Below are 21187 nucleotides of genomic sequence, written 5' to 3'. Positions count from 1 at the left end.
GTTGGCCGGGTCGCGGAGATGGGAGTGCACACGTGAAGTCCAGAATCCTCCGTCGGGTCGCCGCGTCAGCCGTGGCGCTCGCCTGCGCCACGTTGGGCGCCGTGGCGTTGCCGGCCGCACCGGCGACGGCCAGCCCCATCCGCAACGCGACCGCCTGGTCGGTGCTGCTGTGCAAGTTCAGCGACAAGCCGGCGGAGCCACAACCGCCGTCGCACTTCGCCAACTTCCTCACCGCGGCCGGGGTCGGCACCGGTGGCGTGGCGGACTACCTCGCCGACCAGTCCGGCGGGCGGGTGTCGCTGGCCGGCTCGGTGGTGCGGGGCTGGTACCCGATGCCGTACACGTTGGCGCAGTTCCAGTCGATCGACAGGTGGACCCGGATCCAGCGCTGCGTGGACACGGCGGCGACCGCCGGCTACGCGGTGCCCGCCGGCAACCGGATCGCGGTCATGCTCAACGACTGGGTGGATTCCGGCGCGGCCGGCGGCCGGGTGCTGCTCGACCCGGGCGCCTGGAACGTCGGCTTCGCCGCGCACGAGATGCTGCACGGCTACAACCTGGGCCACTCGTTCTCCAACGACACGACCTACCAGAACGCGCCGTGGTCCCAACCGGGCGAGTACGACGACCCGTGGGACGAGATGAGCGCCATGCACATCTACGCGTTCAACACGGCGAACTTCGGCACCAGTGCGGTGGGGCTCAACGGGCCGCACCGCGACGAGCTGGGCTGGCTGCCGAAGAACCGGATCTTCACCATGGCCGCCGACGGCGTCGGCTCGCGTGCCCTCACCCTGGCCCCGCTGGAGGTGCCCGCCGCGAGCGGCCCGCAGCTGATCCGCATCCCGTTCGACCCGGCAGACCTGTTCCACTACTACACAGTCGAGTTCCGCCGGAAGACCGGCTGGAGCGCTGCCATCCCCGCCGACACGGTGCTGCTGCACGAGGTCCGCGACGGCACTCCCACCCTGCTGCGCACCGGGCCCGGCGGTGGGCCGGCCCAGTCGCTCAACGCCAACGGCGTGCAGATCGGCGTGAACTGGCTCTCCGGCAACGCCGCGTCGGTGACAGTGACCACCGACGTGGTCAACCGCTGCCTCCAGGGGTACGTCTGGCGCGAGGCCCGAGCCGGCGACCTCGTCTGTGTCACGGGTGCGACCCGCAGCCAGGTGTGGGCGGACAACGCCGCCGCGCCGAGCCGCTGGGTGAACGGCCCGTACGGCCCGCACACCTGCGTCTCCGGCTACGTGTGGCGCGAGGCGTACGCCGGGGACGACGTCTGCGTCACCGGGGCGCAACGCAGCCAGGCCGCCGCCGACAACGCCGCCGCCGCGTCCCGGCGCAACCCGGCCCGCCTGGTGTCCGGCCCGAACACCTGCGTCAGCGGGTACGTCTGGCGCGACGCCGACCAGTCCGACTACGTCTGCGTCAGCGGCACGACCCGCTCCCAGGTGCTTGCGGACAACGCGGTCGCCGCGAGCCGCTGGGTCAGCGGACCGTACGGCCCGCACACCTGCGTCGCCGGGTACGTCTGGCGCGAGGCGTTCATCGGCGACGACGTCTGCGTCACCGGGGCGCAACGCAGCCAGGCCGCCGCCGACAACGCCGCCGGCCCCGGCCGGGTGCTGCGGCCGGCAGGCTGACGGACCGCGCCCCCGGTGGACCGATCCACCGGGGGCGCAGTCGTCGAGCGGGTCAGCCGGCCAGTCGCACCGGCCCACGCGGATCTCGAACAGCTTGTATGTTTCGCGTTGACGATCACGAACGTGAGGGTGAAAGGAACAACAAGTTCACATGCGACGGAAGATTACGGCCAGCGTCCTCCTGGCACTGGCGTTCCTGGTCCCGGCGACATCGGCGGCGGCTCAAACCGGATCGCCCGGGCTCACCGCCACATCCTGCCAAGCGGTCGTCTACGAGGACATTCGCGAGCTTGTCACCGTCGACCTCGACACCGCCACCGACACCGAGGTGCGGGTACTGGCCAACCAGATCCTGGCCGCGGCGGTCGCCGACTCGTTGACCATGTTGCCCGGCAGACTCCAGGCGCGGCTGGACGGCACCGCGGACGACCTCCGCGCGTTCCTCACGACGAACCTGCGGACCACCTGGTCCACGGACCTGCGGATCGCGGTGAACCAGACGATGCCGAACGCCGGCGCCAACGTGCAGGCAGCCGCGCAAGAGGCGCTCGACAACGGGACCATCGACGCCCTTCTGGCCTACCTGAACCACGGCCTGTACATCGCCCGTGCGCTCGACGCCGGGTCCCTCAAGCTGTACGCGGACATTCGCGAGCTTGTCACAGTCGACCTCGACACGGCCTCCGACACCGAGGTGCGGGTGCTGGCCAACCAGATCCTGGCCGCGGCGGTCGCCGACTCGTTGACCATGTTGCCCGGCAGACTCCAGGCGCGGCTGGACGGCACCGCGGACGACCTCCGCGCGTTCCTCAAGACGAACCTGCGGACCACCTGGTCCACGGATCTGCGGATCGCGGTGAACCGGACAATGCCGAACGCCGGCGCCAACGTGCAGGCAGCCGCACAGGAGGCGCTCGACAACGGGACCATCGATGCTTTTCTGGCCTATCTGAACCACGGCCTGTACGTCGCCCGTGCGCTCGACTGCACGTATCAGCCAGCGGCGTCGGCATCGGCCTGACGTCACGGAGGCCGTCGATTGTCCTCGTCGGCTGTGGGCGGCGGGTTCGGGTGCCGGCCCCGCACAATTCACCGACGGGGGCGGTCGCGGCTACGCGGGCTCGGTGGTCGCGGCCTGGCCCGCGACGCCGACGTTGAGCGGGTCGGCCAGGAGTTTGTCGAAGGCCAACTCGGCGGCGCCGATCAGGACGGCGTCGCGGCCGAGTGCCGCCGCGCGCAGTCGCAGGTGCTCGCGGGAGGCCGGCAGCGGCATGGTGTCCAGCCGCTCGCGGACGACGTCCGCTCCGGCGGTGAAGATGTCACGAAGCGACCCACCGAACACCACGGCATCCGGGTTGACCACGTTGACCAGGTTGGCCACACCGAAGCCGAGCCACCCGGCGACCTGTTCGACGGCGGCGCGGGCGGTTCGGTCGCCGTCCGCCGCCGCGCGTAGCACCTCGGCCACCGCGGCGCGGTCGCTCGGATCGCGGCCCGCGTGCCGCAACAACGCGGCTTCGGAGATCTCGGTCTCCCAGCAGCCGCGTGAGCCGCAGCCGCAGGGCAGGCCGTTGGGGTTGACGACCATGTGGCCGACCTTGCCGCTGTGACCGCGGTGCCCGATCACCAGTCGGCCACCGACGATGATGCCGGCGCTGATGCCGAGGTCACCGTGCAGGTAGATGACGTCGTCGATGCCCACCGCCACGCCCCGGACGTGCTCGGCCAGCCCGGCGATGTCGGCCAGGTCGCCGGCCACGAAACCGGGACGACCGCTGAACTCCGCCTCCAGTGCGACGCCGAGCGTCTCGTCGATGCTGGCGATCCGGATCCGGCCGTCCGGGTCACGGGTGGTGTCGGTGACCGCGGCGCCGCCGCCGATCAGCAGCGCGTCGGCGGCCACGGAGCGTTCCATGTCCCGAACCAGGTCGGCGAGGGGCTCGACGGCGTCGACAGCCGAGAGGCCACTGGGTCGCGGGATCTCCCGCCGATCGAGGATCTGCCCACCGAGGCCGACCCGGGCGGCACGTAGCCGGTCCGCGTCGATGCTCAACGCGTGCGCGTAGACCCTGTCGAAGCGGGGACTGACCACCAGTGAGGGCCGGCCGGCGCGGCGGGCTGTGGTCGGTGCCTCCTCGGTGACCAGGCCGCTGGCGACCAGGTCGGCCGAGAGGGCGCCGATGGTGCTTCGGTTGAGGCCGAGCCGGCTGGTCAGTTCAGCCCGGGACGTCGGCCCGTGCACGTGCACGTAGCGCAGCACCGCGCCGAGATTCTGCCGCCGGATCTCCTCCTGGCTGGCGCCGGGGACCGACGACAGCGGGGATTCGGTGTGGCGGCCGACGCCGGCTGGCCTGGACCGGACGGGTGTTGCCACGGTCAGACCTCCTTCCGGGTCGGTGCCGGGTGGTGCGGGGCCGTCAGGACGACGATGGGTCCCGGAAGAGGAGATCCGGGACCCATCGGCGTTGCTACCTATCGTGCGGTGATTACTTGGTGAGCGGCGCGAGCTTCGGGTCCGAGGCGTACGCCTCAACCACGTTCGCCTTGGTGACGGCGACCGGCGGGAGCAGGAACGTGTCGACGACCTTGCTGCCGTTGTTGTACGACTTGGTGTCGTTCACCTGCGGCTTGTCACCGGCCTGGAGAGCCTTGACCATGTTGATGGTCTCCTTCACCAGGTTGCGGGTGTCCTTGTTGATCGTCATGTACTGCTCGCCCTTGACGATCGACTTGACCGACTCGACCTCGGAGTCCTGGCCGGTGACGATCGGGGTCGGCTTGCCGGCGCCCTTGACCGAGGTCAGGATGGCGCGGGCCAGCGTGTCGTTCGGGGAGAGGACGCCGTCCAGCTCCTTGTTGCCGTAGGTCGAGGTCAGCAGCTGGTCCATGCGGGCCTGCGCACCCTCGGCCTTCCAGCCCTGGATGGCGGTCTGCTTGACGTCCTTCTGACCCGAGGCGACGACGACGTTGCCCTTGTCGATCTCCGGCTTGAGCACGTCCATCGCGCCGTTGAAGAAGACACCGGCGTTGTTGTCGTCCGGCGAACCGGAGAACAGCTCGATGTTGTACGGGCCGTTCGGCTTCTTGGCCTTCATGCCGTCCAGCAGGGCCTGGCCCTGGAGCTGGCCGACCTTGAAGTTGTCGAACGCGACGTAGTAGTCGAGGTCCGGCGTGTTGGTGATCAGCCGGTCGTACGCGATCACCTTGGCGCCGGCGGCGTGCGCCGCGGCGACCTGGGTCGCCAGCTGCGCGGCGTCGGTCGCGCCGATGACGATGACCTTGGCGCCCTTGGTGGTCATGGCGGTGATCTGGGCCTGCTGGTCGGCGACAGTGGTCGACGCGCCGGCGTACTGCACGTCAGCCTGGAAACCGGCCTCCTTGAGGCCGTTGGTGAACAGGTCACCGGCGAGGACCCAGTTCTCCGAGGTCTTGGCCGGGAGGGCCACGCCAATCAGCGAGTTCGCCGCGAAGCCCTTGGCGTCACCGCCCTTGGTGTCGGAGTCGCCGTCACGGCCGGAGCCGCAGCCAGCGAGGGCCAGCATCGCGGCGGCGCTGATGGCCACCACCGACGTGCCGAAGAATTTACGCATGGTGAGGACTTGCCTTTCTGGATGTGTAACGGGGTGGTGAGGTCGGTGACCGTCAGCCGGACACCGCTGCCTTGGCGGGCTCGCGCTCCGCGTCCGGCGGTGAGGGGGGCGAGGCGGAGTCGTCGCGGCGGAACGGCCGCATCAGGCTCCCGATGATGGAGAACCGCCCCTGGCTCTTGTTGTAGACGTCGATCGCGACGGCCAGCAGCAGGACCAGGCCCTTGATGATCTGGACCTTGTCGGTGCCGACGCCCTGGAGCTGGAGGCCGTTGTTGAGCACGGCCATGACGAGACCACCGACGATCGAGCCGCTGATGGTGCCGATGCCGCCGGCGACCGCCGCGCCGCCGATGAAGACCGCGGCGATGGCGTCCAGCTCCCAGCCGTTGCCGTCCTGCGGGCCAGAAGCCTGCGAACGGGCCACGAAGATCATGCCGGCCAGCGCGGCCAGGACGGACATGTTCATCATGACGAAGAAGTTGACCCGCTTGAGCTTCACGCCGGACAGCTCGGCCGCCCGGGCGTTGCCGCCCACGGCGTAGATGTGCCGGCCGCCGGCCGTGTTGCGGGTGTAGAAGGAGTACGCGATGACCAGCGCCACCAGGATGATGCCCGAGATCGGGAAGCTGGTGCCGACGCGACCGCTGGCGAAGCGCAGCGCCGCGAAGGCGATCACCCCGACCATGACGGCCATCCGCAGGATGGAGACCCACATCGGCGCCGGGTCGGCGTCCATCGCCCGACGGGTGTTGCGGGCCCGGATCTCGCGCCACACCACGGCCACCGCCGCGGCCAGACCGAGCAGCAGCGTGGCGTTGTTGTAGCCGAAGTCCGGCCCGAACTCGGGCAGGAAGCCGGAGCCGATCTCCCGGAAGCCCTCCGGCACCGGGATGCTCTGCGCGTTGCCGATGAACTGGTTGCCACCGCGGAACAGCAGCATGCCGGCCAGGGTGACGATGAACGCCGGCACCCCGATGTACGCCACCCAGAAGCCCTGCCAGGCGCCGATCACCGCGCCGATGACGAGGCCGAACGCGATGGCGGCGGGCCAGGGCAGATCCCACTCGGTCATCGACTTGGCGACCAGGATGCCGGTGAAGGCCGCGACCGAGCCGACCGACAGGTCGATGTGCCCGGCGACGATCACCATGAGCATGCCGATGGCCAGGATCAGGATGTACGAGTTCTGCTGGAACAGCGCGATCAGGTTGTCCGAGCGCAGCGTCAGCCCATCGGTCCAGATCTGGAAGATCAGGACGATCGCCACCAGGGTGAAAATCATCCCGAACTGGCGCGCGTTGGAGGTCGTACCTCCAAACAGATTCTTCTGAAGGTCCTTGATACGGCTCATCGGGAGGCCAACTTCTTCGTCGAGGTCATCTGCTTCATGAGGTTTTCCGGGGTGGCGTCCGCCCGAGCGATCTCGCCCGTGATGGTGCCTTCGAACACTGTGTAGATGCGGTCGCAGAGCCCGATGAGCTCAGGCAACTCCGAGGAGATGACGACGACGCCCTTCCCCTGGTCGGCGAGCCGCTGGATGATGCCGTAGATCTCGTACTTGGCGCCCACGTCGATGCCGCGCGTCGGCTCGTCGAGGATCAGCAGGTCCGGGTCGGTGAACATCCACTTCGCCAGGACGACCTTCTGCTGGTTGCCGCCGGAGAGCTTGGAGACGCTCTCGTCGACAGTCGGGGCCTTGGTCCGCAACTCCTTGCGGTACGCCTCGGCCGCCTGGTACTCCTCGACCTGGCTCAGGACGCCGTGGTGGGAGATCTTGGACAGCTTGGCGGCCACCGTCGACGACTTGATGTCGTCGAGGAGGTTGAGGCCGATCGCCTTGCGGTCCTCGCTGACGTACGCGAGCCCGTTGTCGATCGCGTCGGCGACCGACTTCAGGACGATCTCCTTGCCGTCCTTGATGATGGTGCCCGACTCGAACACCCCGTAGGAGCGGCCGAAGACGCTCATCGCCAGTTCGGTACGGCCCGCGCCCATCAGGCCGGCGAAGCCGACGATCTCGCCGCGGCGCACCACGAAGCTCTCGTTCTTGCAGACCTGCCGGTCGGCGGAGATCGGGTGCCGGACGTTCCAGTCGCGGACCTCGAAGAAGACGTCGCCGATCTTCGGGGTGTGGTCCGGGAATCGACTGCTCAGCTCACGGCCGACCATGCCCCGCACGATCCGGTCCTCGTCGACCCCGTCCGCCTTGACGTCGAGGGTCTCCACGGTCCGGCCGTCGCGCAGGATGGTGATCTGGTCGGCGATCGCCTCGATCTCGTTCAGCTTGTGCGAGATCATGATCGAGGTGATGCCGCGGGAGCGGAAGCCGCGCAGCAGGTCCAGCAGGTGCCGGGAGTCCGCCTCGTTCAGCGCGGCCGTCGGCTCGTCCAGGATGAGCAGCTTCACGTCCTTGGCGAACGCCTTGGCGATCTCCACGAGCTGCTGCTTGCCGACACCGATGTCCTTGATCAGGGTGTCCGGGTCCTCCTGGAGGCCGACCCGGGCCATCAGGTCCAGCGCCATCCGGTTCGCGGCCTTCCAGTCGATCGCGCCCCGCTTGCGCGGTTCGTTGCCGAGGAAGATGTTCTCGGCGATCGACATGCCGGGAATGAGCGCGAGCTCCTGGTGGATGATCACGATTCCGGCGTTCTCGCTGGCCCGGATGTCGGAGAACTTGCTCTCCGACCCCTGGTAGACGATCTGGCCGTCGTAGCTGCCGTACGGGTAGACCCCGCTGAGAACCTTCATCAGCGTGGACTTGCCCGCACCGTTCTCGCCGCAGATGGCATGGATCTCACCGGCGCGAACCACCAGGTTGACGTCGGAGAGGGCCTTGACTCCGGGGAACTCCTTGGTGATGGAGCGCATCTCAAGGAGGATCGGCACGTTGCTCATCGCTCGTACCACCTCGCCAACGTCATCGGTTGCCTCCGGAAGGTTGAACCTTCACTTGGTTTTGTTGTTGACGGCAACGTATTGCGGCCGCAGGGCCATCCGCAAGGCGAGGGACTGTTGAAAAAGTAACAATCCGGCAATATAGACGAAACACAGTTTTCGCCTGTCACAGCCGCCTCCGCAGCCCCTCCCGGCACCTTGGCCTGCCGGTGGCAACGTTGTCAAATGGTGGGCGGCGCCGCGATCGGCTCCGGTCCTCCTCGACAGGCCCGCCACCAGGCATGATCCGCGTCAGCCCGGGAGCGGAATGCTACGCCGGCCGCTCGCCGTCATCGAATGATCTTGATGGGGTCGCGCCGCCGGCGCTCCGCCCGCGACCGCCCGACGACCCTCGGCCGACGGTGTGACCCACACCTCTGCCGACGGATCGGATAGACAATCGTCGTCGCGTCACGCCCGCCACCAGGAGACGGATCCGTGACTTAACGTCCCTTAAGGGCGGATCGGGGCCGTCCGTCCCGTCCCGCGCCCCGGCGCCGACCGGTCAAGCCGGGCGTAGCACCACCTTGATCACCCCGTCCTCCCGCCGGTCGAAGCGGCGGTACAACTCCGGCGCGTCGGCCAGGCTGCCGTGGTGGGTCACGACGACGCTGGGCCGGGCACGACCGGCGACGACCAGGTCGCGCAGCAGCACCGTGTAGCGGCGGTCGTGGGTACGGCCGAACCGGACGGCGACGCCCTTGGCGAACAGCGCCCCCCACGGTGCGACGAGATCCTCGTGGGCATCAGCGCCGGGTCCGGGACGCGGATCCTGCTCCGGATACACACCCGCGACCGCGATCGCGCCGGTGGGATTGACAAGCCGGGCGGCGTCGGCGATGACCTGGTCCGGGCGCTCGCGGTCCGGGTGCTCCCGGTCACGGGCCTGGAACCCGACCGCGTCGATCACCTTGTCGACGCCACCCAGCTTCTCCTCGCCCAGCGGCAGCCCCACCCGGGACCGGTCGGCGCGGATCTGCTCGACCGGGTCCCCCCGGCGGAAGTCGATCGGTACGGCGCCGATCTCCCCGGCCTTGTCGAGCCGAGCCTCGACGCCGTCGACGCAGTAGACGACCCGGGCGCCCCGGAGCAGCGCCGAGTAGGCGCCGAGCAGGCCGATGGTGCCGGCGCCGAAGACGGCCACCGTGTCGCCGGGCTCGACCCCGGCAAGCGTGGCGGCGGCGTGCCACCCCGTGACGAACGCGTCGGCAAGCAGCACGAAGTCGTCCTCGTACCCGTCCCCCGGCTCACCGGGCACTGGTACGCAGTTGGCGTCGGCCCAGGGCACCCGCAGCAGGTCGGCCTGGGCGCCCCGATAGGGGCCCATCCCGGCGTAGCCGTACGCCGCGCCCGGCCCCTCCGCCCGCGCCCGCAGACAGGCCGCCGAGAGCCCCCGGGCACACATCACGCACGTCCCGCAGAAGAGGTGGGTGGGGATCACCACCCGGGTTCCCGGCCGGACGGTCTGCACCGCCCGGCCCACCTCCTGCACCACGCCCAGTGGCTCGTGGCCGAGCACCAGCCCGGGGTCGGCACTGGTCCGTCCGTCGTACATGTGCAGGTCGGTGCCGCACAGCGCGGTGGAGGTGATCCGCACGAGGGCGTCGGTCTCCGCCTCCAGCGTCGCGTCGGGCACCTCCCGCACCGCGACGGTCCGGACGTCGGCGTACACGACGGCTCGCATCCCTGGTCTCCTGTTCGGCGACGAAAGAGCCGGTCTTCCCCCGACCGGGCCGTTCATGCCCCGGGCCGACGGACCAGGCGGGCCATCGGCTGCTATCTTAGGGCTCCTAAGTTTCTTCCTAGTGAAACAAAGGTTCGGTATGCCACGGCAGGGACTGACCAGCGCGCGGGTCTCGGCCGCCGCGGCCGACCTGGCGGACGAGGTCGGTCTGTCCCGGTTGACCGTCGCGGCCGTCGCCCGCCACTTCGGCGTCTCGGACGCCGCGCTCTACGTGCACGTCCGCAGTCGCGACGCGTTGATCGAGCAGGTCGCGGTCCGGGCGGCGGCCGCGTTCGCCGACGAGCTCGCGCTCGCCGTGGCCGGGCGGGCGGGCCACCGGGCTCTCGTCGGTTTCGCCGACGCCTGGCGCGCGTTCGCCGTGGCGCGCCCCGGGCAGTACGCGGCGACGCAGCTTCCGCTTCCGCCCGAGGTCGGCACGGGTTCGGCCGGGCATCTGCGCCTGATCGAGCTGAGCTACGCGATGCTGCGCGGCTACGGGCTCGACGAGCCGGCGCTGACCGACGCGATGCGATTCGTCCGCAGCACCCTGCACGGCTTCGCGAGTCTCGAAGCCGTCGACGGCTTCGGGCATCCCCGCGCCGTCGACGCGTCGTGGCACTCGATCCTCGACGCGGTCCACACGACGCTGAGCAACTGGCCGACCGCACGACAGGAGCAGCAGTGAGCAGTCACGATCAGCACGTCGAGTCCTCCGACGGGACGCGCCTGGTGGTCCGCCGCCTGGGCGCCGGCGATCCCGTCGTCCTCGTGCACGGGTCGGGGGGTGGGCTGCACTCCTGGGCCACCGTCGCCGACCAGCTCGCCAGCGACCACGAGGTGTGGCTGCCGGCCCGGCGCGGCTACGGTCCCAGCGACGTCCCGCCCGGCCCCAAGTCCTTCAGCGAGGAGACCGCCGACCTGCTCGCGGTCATCGAGGCGGCACGGCAGCCCACCGGCAGGACGGTCCATGTCGTCGGCGCCTCCTACGGATCGACACTGGCGTTGCACACCGCCGCGGCCGATCCGCGCGGCATCCGCTCGCTCGCCATCTTCGAACCCCCGCTCTTCGCGGCCGGAGCGGAGATCGCACCCCTGCTGGCCCGGTACCGTGCCGCCTTCGAGCGCGACGACGCCGCGGCGATGGCGGCGGCGTTGAACGACGTGACCCGGGTCCCGGCGGAGATCGTCGCCGCGCTCGCCGCCTCGGCGGGCGACCGGACGCCCGACCCGGTCGAGGCGCGGCGCGCGGCGATCGGCTGGCTGCACGATCTCGAGGCCCTCGCCGGGGACAGCACGGACATCGCCCGGTGGTCCTCGATCAGCGTGCCGACTCTTCTGCTGGCCGGCGCGGACACCTGGGCGCCGATGCCCGCGACGATGGACACCCTCGCGCGGACGATCCCAGCGGTCCGCCACGTCGTCTGGGCGGGTCAGTCGCACTTCGTGACGATGACGGCGCCCACCCTGGTAGCCGACACTCTGCGACAGTTCTTCGTCGAGGTTTCGGCGGCCTAGCCGGGTTCCGAGGGCCCAGCCGAGACGGTGACGGCCGTCGGCCCCGGGAACGCACCCGAAATGATCAACGCCGCCGACCGGCAGGATCCGCACCAACGGCGCGGATCCTGCCCGTCACCTCGGCGGGCATCCTCGGCCTACTCGGGCACCTGCTGCCGGCGGAACTGTTCGACCGGGAGGCCGCCGCGACCCCAGTTCTCGGTCTCGACCTCGTCGATCACCACGAAGGTCGACGTCAACGGCTTGTTCAGGACGTCGCGCAGCAACTCGCTCACGCCCTTGATGAGGGCGGCCTTCTCCTCGGCTGTCGCCGCGGACGCGCCCGCGGTGCTGCCCTCGCGGGTGATCTGGATGGTCACGATCGGCATCGTTCGCTCCCTTCTCGGTGTCGGACGCCGTCAGTGACCGGCGTTCTGGCCGCCGTCAACGTGCAGGATCTCGCCGGTGACGAACGGGGCGGACTCGAGGTAGACGACGGCGTCGACGACATCGCTGGTCTCGCCCATCCGGCCGACCGGGTGCAGGCCCGCGAGCGTCTGGTGCGTCTCGACCGGGTGCATCGGGGTCTTGATCACGCCGGGCGCGACGGCGTTGACCCGGACACCGCGGCCCGCGTACTCGATGGCCAGCGACTTGGTCGCCGAGCTGAGACCGCCCTTTGTCAACGATGCGAGCACCGACGGGACGTTCGAGTTGGGCTGGTCGACGAAGCTGGTCGTGATGCTGACGATGTGACCGTTGCCGCTGGCCAGCAGGTGAGGCATGACGCGCTGGGTGAGGTGGAAGAACCCGGCGAGGTTGATCCCGGTGACCTGGTTGAAGTCCTCGTCGGTGTAGTCGGTGAACGGCTTGGCGACGAAGACGCCGGCGTTGTTCACGAGGGTGTCGATCCGCCCGAACCGGTCCAGAGCGGCACGCACCACGCGCTCCGCCGTGTCGGCCTCGGCGATGTCGCCCCGAACCGTGACGACCTCCGGGTCCTGGGACGCGCCGATCGAGCGTGATGTCGCCACCACGCCGTACCCGAGCTTGCGGTAGGCGTTCACGAGGTCGGCACCGATGCCCTGGGAGGCGCCGGTGATGACCACGACCCGCTGGTTCTGACTGCTGTTCATGAGGAAACCACCTTCACTAGACGACTGGTCGACTAAAAGCTAGCCGACCGGTCGTGTATCGTCAAAGCATGGGACGGACCAGTGACGCGAAGAACAAGATCCTCGACGCGGCCGCCGCGCTGATCGAGCAGCGCGGCTACACGGCGCTCGGCGTGGCCGAGATCTGCGCGGCGGCGGGCGTGCCGAAGGGCAGCTTCTACTACTTCTTCGAGTCCAAGCAGGCGCTCGCCCGCACCGTGATCGACGAGCACTGGGTCACCCAGCGCCGCCAGTGGGAGCAGTTGCTCGGCAGCGAGCGCGACCCGCTACAGCGGCTCCGGGACCTGTTCGAGGCCACCGAGGAGGTCCAGCGCGTCGGCCAGCAGAAAGCCGGAGTGGTCGCCGGTTGCCTGTTTGGCAACCTCGCCCTCGAACTCAGCAACCAGGCCGAGGAGATCCGCGGTCGGCTCCAGGAGATCTTCGAGGAGCAGATCAGCCTCATCGAGCAGGTCGTGGTCGAGGCCAAGGAACGCGGCCTGGCGGGCCCGGGGGTCGACAGCCGGGAGGCCGCCCGATCGATCGTCGCGCAGATCGAGGGGCGGGTCCTGCTCGCGAAGCTGCTCAACGATCCGAGCCAGTTGGAGACGCTGTGGCGCAACTGCCTGGATCTCCTCCAGGTGCCGGCGGAGGCGCGGACCACCACCACCACCGGCTGAACGGACGACGGTCGTGGACCGTCCACTCCGGCGCACTGCGCGGCCGGTCAGTAACATCGGCGAGGCACGATATTCAGGCGGACCACTCCCCGACCGGATCGAGCACTCGACATGACGACCGAGCAGACCACCTCTCCGCCACGGACCGGCGTCGGCATCGCCGCCAGTGGTCTGGGCCAGGTCGTCCGGGGTGGTCGCCAGATCCTGGACGACATCTCGCTGACCATCGCCCCGGGCGAGCTGGTCGCGATCATCGGCGCCAGCGGCGCCGGCAAGACCAGCCTGCTGGAGCTGCTGGCCGGCGTACGGCGACCGACCGCGGACGCCGTGACCTACGACGGCGCCGCCCCGGCCGGCGCGATCGGTTTCGTCCCGCAGGACGACATCATCCACCGCGAGCTGCCACTGGCCCGCACCCTGCGTTACGCCGCCCGCCTGCGCCTGGCGCCCGGCACCGGGCCGGCCGAGGTCAGCCGCCGGGTCGCGGAGGTGCTCGCCGAACTGCGCCTGACCGAACAGGCCGCCACACCGGTGGGCCTGCTCAGCGGTGGTGAGCGCAAACGCGCGAGCATCGCCGTCGAGCTGCTCACCCGGCCCGGCGTGTTCTTCCTGGACGAGCCCACCTCGGGGTTGGACCCGGCGATCGCCGTGGAGTTGCTCCGGGTGCTGCGGACGCTCGCCGACTCCGGGACCACAGTCGTGCTCACCACCCACCAGATCACCGACGTGGACCGCTGCGACCGGGTCGTCGTGCTGACCCGTCAGGGCCGCCTGGCGTTCACCGGCACGCCCGCCGCCGCCCGGGAGTTCTTCGACCTGCGGTCCCTCGCCGAGGTGCACCTGCGGCTCGACGAGGCGGCGCATCCGGCCGAGTGGCCCGATCGCTTCGCCGCGCGGCGCGACGCCAGCCCGCCGGCCGGTGCGATCGGCGACGGTGGCAGCGCCAGGCCCGCGCCCCGGCGGATCGGCCGGCTGCGCCAGTGGGCCGTCCTCACCGCGCGCAACGCCGAGATCATCGTCCGCAATCGGCTGACCCTGGCGATCCTGCTCGGCTCGCCGTTGATGGTGCTCGGCATGTTCGCGCTGCTGTTCCGACCAGGGGCGTTCGAGCCCACCCGGCCGAGCCCGACCGTGACGGTGATGATCCTGTTCTGGATCGCGTTCGGCGGCTTCTTCTTCGGGCTGACCTACGGGTTACTCCAGATCTGCACCGAGCTGGCGATCCTGCACCGGGAGCGGCTGGCCGGTGTCCGGCTGCTGCCGTACCTGATGGGCAAGGTCGCGGTGCTGCTGCCGCTGCTGGCCCTTGTGGACCTGGCCCTGCTCGGGGTGTTGCGCGGGATCGACCGGCTGCCACCGGTCGACGGCGCCGACTTCGCGGCCCTGTACGCGACCCTGCTGCTCTCCTCGGCGGCAGCGCTCACCCTCGGTCTGCTGTGCTCCGCGACGGTCTCCGACGCGGCCCAGGCGACGCTCATGCTGCCGATGCTCTGCTTTCCGCAGGTGCTCTTCGTCGGTGCGATCCTGCCGGTGCCGGCCATGGCCGTCGGCGGTCAGTGGCTCAGCGTCGCGATGTCGAACCGCTGGGCGTTCGAGGGTCTGGGGCACACCGCCGCTGTGGAACGACTCTGGCGCGACGGCGGCTCCCCGCTCGGCCCGCCGCTGCTGGCCACGTACGGCGACAGCTTCTCCCGGCCGGTCTGGGTGAACTGGCTGGTGCTCGGCGGCTTCACGCTGCTCTTCCTCGGCGCCGCCTGGGCGGTGCTGGTCCGACGGGACTCCCGTCGTGCGTCCTGAGCCGATCCCGCACTCCTCCCCCACGGCGCTGCCGGGCTACGCCGCCACCGGCCGGCTCGACGAGCTGCGCGCCACCGAATACCGGCACCTGGACACCGCCGGGCAGGTGTACCTCGACTACGCCGGGGCCGGGGTCACGGCCCAGGCCCAGGTACGCGAACATCACGACCGGCTGCTCGCCGGCCTGTACGGCAACCCGCACTCGGAGAACCCGAGCAGCGCGGCGGCCGGGTCCCTGGTGGAGTCGGCACGACGCGCGGTGCTCGACTTCTTCCGGGCGGACCCGTCCGAGTACGCGGTGGTCTTCACCCCGAACGCCAGCGGCGCCTGCCGGTTGGTCGGCGAGGCGTACGACTTCGGCCGCGCCGCGCCGCTCGTGCTGACCTGGGACAACCACAACTCGGTAAACGGCATCCGCGAGTACGCCCGGGCGGCCGGCGCGCCCGTGCGCTACGTGCCGCTGAGCGGGCCGGAGCTGCGGGTCGCCGAGTCGGACCTGGCCACGGTGCTCGACGCCAACCGGGGCAGGCGGTGGGGCCGAGGTCGTCGAGGGCTGTTCGCCTATCCGGCGCAGAGCAACTTCTCGGGCGTGCAGCACCCGCTGGGCTGGGTGGAGTTGGCCCACCAACACGGCTACGACGTGCTGCTCGACGCTGCCGCCTTCGCGCCGACGAATCGGCTGGATCTCAGCGTCGTCCGGCCGGAGTTCGTGTGTCTGAGCTGGTACAAGCTCTTCGGCTACCCGACCGGGGTCGGCGCGTTGCTGGCCCGCCGCGACGCGCTGGCCCGGCTGCGCCGGCCCTGGTTCGCCGGTGGCACGATCCGCGCGGTCAGCGTGCAGGGTGACTGGCACCGGTCGATGGACGACGAGTCGGCGTTCGAGGACGGCACCCTCAACTTCCTGAGCATCCCGGACGTGGAGTTCGGGCTGCGGTGGCTGGACTCGATCGGCGTGGACCTCGTGCATTCCCGGGTCGGTCTGCTCACCGAGTGGCTGCTGGCGCGGCTGGCCACGCTGCGGCATGCCAGCGGCCAACCTCTGGTCCAGGTGTACGGGCCGACGACGGGCGCGGGCCGCGGCGGCACCGTGACGTTCAATCTCCGCGATCCGGACGGCACCCTTGTCGATGAGCGGCTTGTCGCGCGGGAGTCGGCGGTGGCCGGGTTCGCCCTGCGGACCGGCTGCTTCTGCAACCCGGGCGCGGGTGAGGGCGCGTTCGGCATCAGCCGGGACTCGGTGCGGCGGCGGCTGTTGGCGCGGGTCGACACGATCGATCAGTACCTGGCCGCGCTGCGCCTGCCGACGGGTGGCGCGGTCCGTGTCTCGTTCGGGCTGGCGTCCACCGCGACCGACGCGGAACGCTTCGTCGCCTTCGTCCAGTCGACCTACCTGGACCGTGGGGTCGGCGTCGAGGCCCCGCTGCCGCCGCGGTTGCGCTGTTGACCCGTTCCGGGGAGGCGCGTCAGCTGACCTGGGCCACGGGCGACGGGCGGTGCCTGATCTCCTCCATGAACGGGAACCGGGCGGTGAGCTCGGCGACCGTCAACCCGGCCTGCCAAGCCGCGGCCACCTTGGCGACCTGCAGGAGGTCCATCACGTCGCCGCGCGCCAGCACCTCGTCCGACACCCGCAGGTCGATCATGAAGTATCGGGCCTGCGATCCCAGCTTCACGCAGACCACGCCCTGGTCGGAGTGCAGCTCGGCGCAGGTGAATCGGCTCCGCCCCTGCTCGGGGGCGGTGACCCGGCCGAGATCGAGCCCGTGTCGGGCAGCGGTTTCGATGAGCGCGGGGGCCAGACCACCTCGCTCGACCAGGTCCGGGTAGAGGCGCACACCCAGCGCCGTCGACGCGTCGCTCATGACTGACTCCCACTTCCTTGTGACAGAGACCAGCAGCGCGCAGGTTACGAGGAGGTTTCCCGCACGCCTCGTCATCCTGTCCCGGGTGGACGCCCCACGGCAATAGGAAGGGTCGATTCGACAGCTATCGAGTAGCAGTCGTCCACGCGATGAGGGCCACCTGGACGAGCCCGGCGACGGGGATCGTCGCGTCCATCTCGGAGTCACCTGATGGTCGCCGAGCCGTGCTCGGCGCCCCGGCGCGAAGGGCGATGCGGGTGTATTGGAAACACTCTTGACAGAAAGGCATGATATCGACATGCTTCTCTACGGAGAGCGCTCTCCGTCCTCTTCGCCGCGCAGCCTCCACCACTCCCCCCGCTGAGGAGCCTCCCGTGTTCACAGCCCGCACCCGGTCTCGTCCCCTCGTCCTCCTGGCGGTCGCCCTCGTCGCGACCACCGCGGCGCTCGTCCCGGCGAATTCCGACCGAGCCGAGGCCGCCATCGGCTCCATCAGCTGGCAGGACGAGTTCAACTCGCCGGCCGGCACCCCCGTCGACCAGAACAAGTGGCGCTTCGACATCGGCGGCGGCGGTTGGGGCAACAACGAACGGCAGTACTACACGAACAGCACGAGCAACGCCGTCCACGACGGCCAGGGCAACCTGGTCATCACGGCCCGCCGGGACAATCCCGCCAACTACCAGTGCCACTACGGGCGCTGTGAGTACACCTCGGCGCGGCTGCTCTCGGCGTCCACCTTCACCCAGACCTACGGCCGGTTCGAGGCCCGGATCAAGATTCCGCGCGGCCAGGGCATCTGGCCGGCGTTCTGGATGCTCGGCACCGGCGGCGGTTGGCCCGACGCCGGCGAGATCGACATCATGGAGAACATCGGCCGGGAGCCCAACACCGTGTACGGCACCGTGCACGGGCCCGGCTACTCCGGCGGCGGCGGCATCACCGGCAGCCGCACCATCGGGGTGCCGCTCGCCGACGGCTTCCACACCTACCGGGTGGACTGGGAGCCGAACGTGATCACGTGGTACCTGGACGGGGTCCAGTACCACCGGGTCGATCCCGCGCGGCTCGGCGGCAACCGCTGGGTGTTCGACCACCCCTTCTTCATGATCCTCAACGTGGCGGTGGGCGGCAACTGGCCCGGTTACCCGGACGGTTCCACGCAGTTCCCGCAGCAGATGCTCGTCGACTACGTCCGGGTGTCCAGCTACACCTCCGGCGGCGGCGAGCCGACGCCCGGCACCAGCCGGATCCGGGGCGCGCAGAGCGGGCGGTGCATCGACATTCCCAGCGCCAACCCGGTCGAGGGGGCCAAGTTGCAGATCTGGGACTGCAACACCACAGCGGCCCAGGCCTGGACCTTCGCCTCCGACGGCACGGTCCGCGCGATGGGCAAGTGCATGGACCCCGCCTGGGCCGGCACGGCGAACGGCACCGAGGTCAACCTGGTCAGCTGCAATGGCAACACCGCGCAGCGCTTCACCCTCAACGCCGCCGGCGACCTGGTGAACCTCAACGCCAACAGGTGCGTGGACGTGCGGGACGCCAACCCCAACAACGGCGGCAAGCTGCACCTGTGGGACTGCATCGGGGCCGCGAACCAGAAGTGGTCCCGCGTCTAGGGACGCCCGGCACGAGCGAAGGGCCGCCCCGCTGACGCAGCGTCGGGCGGCCCTTCACCGTGGACCCTCCGCAGTCGCGGGCGAGCCCGAATTAACCCGATGGCAGGGAGAGCAGTTCGACGACCGCTATGTTCGGATAAGTCCAGAATCCGGCATTTCGGGAGTCAGCTCATGTCGCACCATCTCGACACCCCCCTCGCCGCCCAGGGCGGCCAGCTCTACATCGACGATCTGTTCGTCTTCAACGGCGACCGCGCCACGGTGTTCGTCATGGACGTCAACAGCTCGGTGACGAAGGCGGACATCAAGCGCGGCTTCCACGCCGAGGCGCGCTACGAAATCAAGATCCACTTCAATGGCGCGGAGATGGAGGGGCTGACCTACCGATTCGCCTTCGGCGAGCCGGACGGCAACGGAAAACAGACCTTCCAGTTGTACGAGCTCACCGGCGAGGATGCCCGCGAGGACGCCGCGATGGGAACTCCCATCGCCGAGGGACACACCGGCGAGGTGTCGACCGGCGGCAACGTCCGGGTCTGGGCGGGGCGGATCACCGACCCGTTCTACATCGACCTCGACGAGCTCGCCACCATCAACGGCGCGCTCAAGGACGGCGCCCGGGTGGACCGCTCCGCGTGGCGGACGGACCAGGCCAAGAACAGCTTCGCCGGCACGACCGTCGAGTCGATCGTCCTGGAGGTCTCCCACGACGAGCCGCTGCTGCGCGACGGCACCGACATCGGCGTCTGGTGCCGCACGATGCTGGCCACCGACGCCGGCGGGTGGCGACAGATCAACCGCGCCGGCCACCCCATGATGTGGCCGCTGTTCTGGCCCCACGACACCGACTTCTCCAACCCCGCCAACGTCCGGCACCCCAGCCGGGACCTCTCCGAGGACGGCGAGGAGATCGCCAGCGCCGTCGCCGGCGTCGTCGCCGCCAGCGGCACCGCCCCCGACCCGCAGGCCTACGGGTGGAGCGTGGCCCGACAGCTCTATCCCGACCTGCTGTCCTACCAGGTCGGCACGGCGGCCAACTACGGCTTCGCGGTCCGCAACGGGCGCAACATGGCCGACAACGTACCCGAGGTGATGTTCTCCCTGGTGCTCAACACGGGCACCACATCCGGCCTCACCCCGGAGGTCACCAAGGCCGCCCGCGCTGCCACCTTCCCCTACGTGGTGCCGGCCTGACCGAACCACTGCCGCGTCACCCACGGTCCGGTGACAGCAACCTGCCGAGATCGCAATGATCGTGCCGTTCGTCCGGAACGTGGCTTTCATCCTAGATAGGCTCTGAGCTGCTAATAAGGGCGATTTCTAGGACAAGGGAGACTCAATACGTAGAAAGATTCTCGCGGGCCTGGCCGGCGTTGCCGCCGTCGTCGCGCTCGCCGGGCCGGCCGCCGCTGACACCACTGGCGACACGATCGTGACCCTCACCGTCGACGCCGCTGGCGGCCTCTCGATCACCGTACCGGCGACGGCGAACATCGGGCACGGCGTGGAGGGCTCCACCGTCACCGGCCAGCTCGGCCCGGTGACAGTGCTGGACCAGCGCGGTTCACTCACCCCCAACTGGACCGCCACCGTCATCTCCACCGACTTCGTCACCGGCGGCGGCACCTCCGGGGAGACGATCCCGAGCATCAACGTCCTGTACTGGTCCGGCCCCGCGACGGCGACCGCCGGTGGCGGCACCTTCACGCCGGGTCAGCCCACCTCGGCTCAGCAGGTGATCATCAACGTCCCCCGAACCGCGACCCGGGCGAGCGACGGCCGGTCGAGGTCGAGATCGCCGTACCGAGGAAGGCGTCGAAGGGCGAGCGGTACGGGGCGATCTGGGCCCAGGTCACCAGCGCGAAGAAGCAGACCGGCGACGTCACCCAGATTCACCGGGTGGGCATCCGCGTCTGCCTCGACGTCGGCCCGGGTGGTGAGCCGCCAACCGACTTCCGCATCGAGGGGCTGGCGGCAGAACCGGGCCCCGGCGGGTTTCCGGTGGTCACCGCCAAGGTCACCAACACCGGCCAACGCGCGGTGGACATGACCGGCACCCTGTCGCTCAACAAGGCGAAGGTCCAGGCCGGCCCGTTCAAGGTGACAAACGGCGTGACGATCCTGCCCGGCCAGAGCGGCCAGGTTCGGATCGAGGTCAACCAGGCTCTGCCTGCGGGGGTCTGGGACGTGAACGCGAAGCTTGCCAGCGGCGTTGTGGAACGCACCGCGACCGGGAAGATCAGCCTGCCCGTCGCGGCGCCGATGGCGGTCGCGACCTCCACCGGGCCGAACTGGTTGGTCTACGCGGTCGGCGGGACCGCCCTGCTGGCGCTGATCACTCTCGCCGGCTGGTATCTCGTCCGCCGGCAACGCACCCAGCTGGCCTGACCGACTCAGGGCCGCACAGACTGCCCGGCCGTCCCCGAGGGGTACGGCCGGGCAGCGACGTGTCACCGGTCCGTCCGGCAGCAGCCGGCCGCGGGTCTGAGAGCGGCAGCGCTCGGACTGTGGTCGGGGGCCGGAGGTGACCGTCGGTCACTTCCGTGGGAGGCGGATGCGGTGAAGACCGGTATACCTCAGAGTCATATTCATACCTCTGAGGTATACCGCGCACCAGCACATCGAGATGGCGGGCAGCCACAGCGGATGGCGTGCGCTCTTCGCTGCGTCCGCAGCCCCGTCCTGAGTGCG

At 69.9% G+C, this 21187-nt stretch carries 19 protein-coding genes; 10 read left to right on the top strand and 9 right to left on the bottom strand.

Annotated features, from left to right (window positions below; all coding sequences use genetic code 11):
* The first annotated feature begins 32 nt into the window (after positions 1–32).
* Together ACQPWW_RS10720 and ACQPWW_RS10715 are read left to right on the top strand one after the other, a co-directional pair.
* Positions 33–1643, top strand: coding sequence for a hypothetical protein (locus tag ACQPWW_RS10720; protein ID WP_433131606.1), 1611 nt, complete (start codon positions 33–35; stop codon positions 1641–1643).
* A 151-nt stretch (positions 1644–1794) separates the two neighbouring features.
* Positions 1795–2664, top strand: coding sequence for an ALF repeat-containing protein (locus ACQPWW_RS10715; protein WP_433131604.1), 870 nt, complete (start codon positions 1795–1797; stop codon positions 2662–2664).
* 90 nt (positions 2665–2754) lie between these two features.
* On the opposite strand, the gene ACQPWW_RS10710 is transcribed toward ACQPWW_RS10715, so the two are convergent.
* From ACQPWW_RS10710 to ACQPWW_RS10690, 5 genes are all read right to left on the bottom strand, one after another.
* Complete coding sequence (locus tag ACQPWW_RS10710; RefSeq protein WP_433131601.1) at positions 2755–4017, bottom strand: ROK family transcriptional regulator; 1263 nt, start codon at positions 4015–4017, stop codon at positions 2755–2757.
* 112 nt (positions 4018–4129) lie between these two features.
* Complete coding sequence (locus ACQPWW_RS10705) at positions 4130–5233, bottom strand: substrate-binding domain-containing protein (RefSeq protein ID WP_433131599.1); 1104 nt, start codon at positions 5231–5233, stop codon at positions 4130–4132.
* Between the two features lie 52 nt (positions 5234–5285).
* Positions 5286–6584 carry a multiple monosaccharide ABC transporter permease gene (mmsB, locus tag ACQPWW_RS10700; protein ID WP_433131597.1) on the bottom strand — a complete coding sequence of 433 codons (1299 nt, stop codon included), beginning with the start codon at positions 6582–6584 and terminating at the stop codon, positions 5286–5288.
* Positions 6581–8128: a multiple monosaccharide ABC transporter ATP-binding protein gene (mmsA, locus tag ACQPWW_RS10695; RefSeq protein ID WP_433131595.1), complete on the bottom strand. Its 1548-nt coding sequence runs from the start codon at positions 8126–8128 to the stop codon at positions 6581–6583. Before mmsA ends, mmsB begins: the two co-directional genes overlap by 4 nt.
* A 544-nt stretch (positions 8129–8672) precedes the next feature.
* Positions 8673–9851, bottom strand: coding sequence for a glutathione-independent formaldehyde dehydrogenase (locus ACQPWW_RS10690; protein ID WP_433131592.1), 1179 nt, complete (start codon positions 9849–9851; stop codon positions 8673–8675).
* Positions 9852–9990: 139 nt separating this feature from the next.
* Here ACQPWW_RS10690 and ACQPWW_RS10685 point away from each other — a divergent pair, with 139 nt between their 5' ends.
* Together ACQPWW_RS10685 and ACQPWW_RS10680 are read left to right on the top strand one after the other, a co-directional pair.
* A complete protein-coding gene (locus tag ACQPWW_RS10685) occupies positions 9991–10575 on the top strand; it encodes a TetR/AcrR family transcriptional regulator (RefSeq protein ID WP_433131590.1) in 585 nt (194 codons plus the stop codon).
* Positions 10572–11405, top strand: coding sequence for an alpha/beta fold hydrolase (locus ACQPWW_RS10680; protein ID WP_433131588.1), 834 nt, complete (start codon positions 10572–10574; stop codon positions 11403–11405). The genes ACQPWW_RS10685 and ACQPWW_RS10680 overlap by 4 nt, the downstream gene beginning before the upstream one ends.
* A 137-nt stretch (positions 11406–11542) precedes the next feature.
* On the opposite strand, the gene ACQPWW_RS10675 is transcribed toward ACQPWW_RS10680, so the two are convergent.
* On the bottom strand, positions 11543–11773 hold the full coding sequence (locus ACQPWW_RS10675; RefSeq protein ID WP_433131586.1) for a tautomerase family protein: 231 nt from the start codon (positions 11771–11773) through the stop codon (positions 11543–11545).
* 30 nt (positions 11774–11803) lie between these two features.
* On the bottom strand, positions 11804–12520 hold the full coding sequence (locus tag ACQPWW_RS10670; protein WP_433131584.1) for an SDR family NAD(P)-dependent oxidoreductase: 717 nt from the start codon (positions 12518–12520) through the stop codon (positions 11804–11806).
* Between the two features lie 68 nt (positions 12521–12588).
* On the opposite strand from ACQPWW_RS10670, the gene ACQPWW_RS10665 reads away from it, so the two are divergent.
* The 3 genes from ACQPWW_RS10665 to ACQPWW_RS10655 all read left to right on the top strand — a co-directional run bounded on the left by ACQPWW_RS10665 (position 12589) and on the right by ACQPWW_RS10655 (position 16456).
* A complete protein-coding gene (locus ACQPWW_RS10665) occupies positions 12589–13215 on the top strand; it encodes a TetR family transcriptional regulator C-terminal domain-containing protein (protein ID WP_433131582.1) in 627 nt (208 codons plus the stop codon).
* A gap of 111 nt (positions 13216–13326) precedes the next feature.
* Entirely contained in the window at positions 13327–15012 is a 1686-nt protein-coding gene (locus tag ACQPWW_RS10660) for an ATP-binding cassette domain-containing protein (RefSeq protein WP_433131580.1), read from the top strand.
* The gene (locus tag ACQPWW_RS10655) at positions 15002–16456 is read left to right on the top strand and encodes an aminotransferase class V-fold PLP-dependent enzyme (protein WP_433131578.1); all 1455 of its coding nucleotides are present in this window, start codon (positions 15002–15004) and stop codon (positions 16454–16456) included. Before ACQPWW_RS10660 ends, ACQPWW_RS10655 begins: the two co-directional genes overlap by 11 nt.
* Before the next feature lie 19 nt (positions 16457–16475).
* On the opposite strand, the gene ACQPWW_RS10650 is transcribed toward ACQPWW_RS10655, so the two are convergent.
* Positions 16476–16874, bottom strand: a complete 399-nt coding sequence (locus ACQPWW_RS10650) for a hypothetical protein (RefSeq protein WP_433131576.1) — start codon at positions 16872–16874, stop codon at positions 16476–16478.
* Between the two features lie 374 nt (positions 16875–17248).
* Between ACQPWW_RS10650 and ACQPWW_RS10645 the strand changes: the two genes are divergently transcribed.
* Entirely contained in the window at positions 17249–18496 is a 1248-nt protein-coding gene (locus ACQPWW_RS10645; RefSeq protein WP_433131574.1) for a family 16 glycosylhydrolase, read from the top strand.
* 171 nt (positions 18497–18667) lie between these two features.
* The gene (locus tag ACQPWW_RS10640; protein WP_433131572.1) at positions 18668–19690 is read left to right on the top strand and encodes a DUF4331 family protein; all 1023 of its coding nucleotides are present in this window, start codon (positions 18668–18670) and stop codon (positions 19688–19690) included.
* 548 nt (positions 19691–20238) lie between these two features.
* Here ACQPWW_RS10640 and ACQPWW_RS10635 read toward each other — a convergent pair.
* Positions 20239–20382: a hypothetical protein gene (locus ACQPWW_RS10635; RefSeq protein ID WP_433131570.1), complete on the bottom strand. Its 144-nt coding sequence runs from the start codon at positions 20380–20382 to the stop codon at positions 20239–20241.
* Positions 20383–20395: 13 nt separating this feature from the next.
* On the opposite strand from ACQPWW_RS10635, the gene ACQPWW_RS10630 reads away from it, so the two are divergent.
* Positions 20396–20884, top strand: a complete 489-nt coding sequence (locus ACQPWW_RS10630; RefSeq protein WP_433131568.1) for a hypothetical protein — start codon at positions 20396–20398, stop codon at positions 20882–20884.
* Positions 20885–21187 lie beyond the last annotated feature (303 nt).

The organism is Micromonospora sp. CA-240977, assembly GCF_050942285.1.
Taxonomy (GTDB): Bacteria; Actinomycetota; Actinomycetes; order Mycobacteriales; family Micromonosporaceae; genus Micromonospora.
Note: the sequence above shows the minus strand (reverse complement) of the source record. Positions and strands in the feature narration are given on the sequence as shown.

What these genes read in the sequence shown, in the direction of transcription:
- ACQPWW_RS10715 (WP_433131604.1), top strand. Translation starts at nt 1,795, where the DNA reads ATGCGACGGAAGATTACGGCCAGCGTCCTCCTGGCACTGGCGTTCCTG.
- ACQPWW_RS10705 (WP_433131599.1), bottom strand. Translation starts at nt 5,233, where the DNA reads ATGCGTAAATTCTTCGGCACGTCGGTGGTGGCCATCAGCGCCGCCGCG.
- mmsB (WP_433131597.1), bottom strand. Translation starts at nt 6,584, where the DNA reads ATGAGCCGTATCAAGGACCTTCAGAAGAATCTGTTTGGAGGTACGACC.
- mmsA (WP_433131595.1), bottom strand. Translation starts at nt 8,128, where the DNA reads ATGAGCAACGTGCCGATCCTCCTTGAGATGCGCTCCATCACCAAGGAG.
- ACQPWW_RS10690 (WP_433131592.1), bottom strand. Translation starts at nt 9,851, where the DNA reads ATGCGAGCCGTCGTGTACGCCGACGTCCGGACCGTCGCGGTGCGGGAG.
- ACQPWW_RS10685 (WP_433131590.1), top strand. Translation starts at nt 9,991, where the DNA reads ATGCCACGGCAGGGACTGACCAGCGCGCGGGTCTCGGCCGCCGCGGCC.
- ACQPWW_RS10675 (WP_433131586.1), bottom strand. Translation starts at nt 11,773, where the DNA reads ATGCCGATCGTGACCATCCAGATCACCCGCGAGGGCAGCACCGCGGGC.
- ACQPWW_RS10670 (WP_433131584.1), bottom strand. Translation starts at nt 12,520, where the DNA reads ATGAACAGCAGTCAGAACCAGCGGGTCGTGGTCATCACCGGCGCCTCC.
- ACQPWW_RS10665 (WP_433131582.1), top strand. Translation starts at nt 12,589, where the DNA reads ATGGGACGGACCAGTGACGCGAAGAACAAGATCCTCGACGCGGCCGCC.
- ACQPWW_RS10660 (WP_433131580.1), top strand. Translation starts at nt 13,327, where the DNA reads ATGACGACCGAGCAGACCACCTCTCCGCCACGGACCGGCGTCGGCATC.
- ACQPWW_RS10650 (WP_433131576.1), bottom strand. Translation starts at nt 16,874, where the DNA reads ATGAGCGACGCGTCGACGGCGCTGGGTGTGCGCCTCTACCCGGACCTG.
- ACQPWW_RS10640 (WP_433131572.1), top strand. Translation starts at nt 18,668, where the DNA reads ATGTCGCACCATCTCGACACCCCCCTCGCCGCCCAGGGCGGCCAGCTC.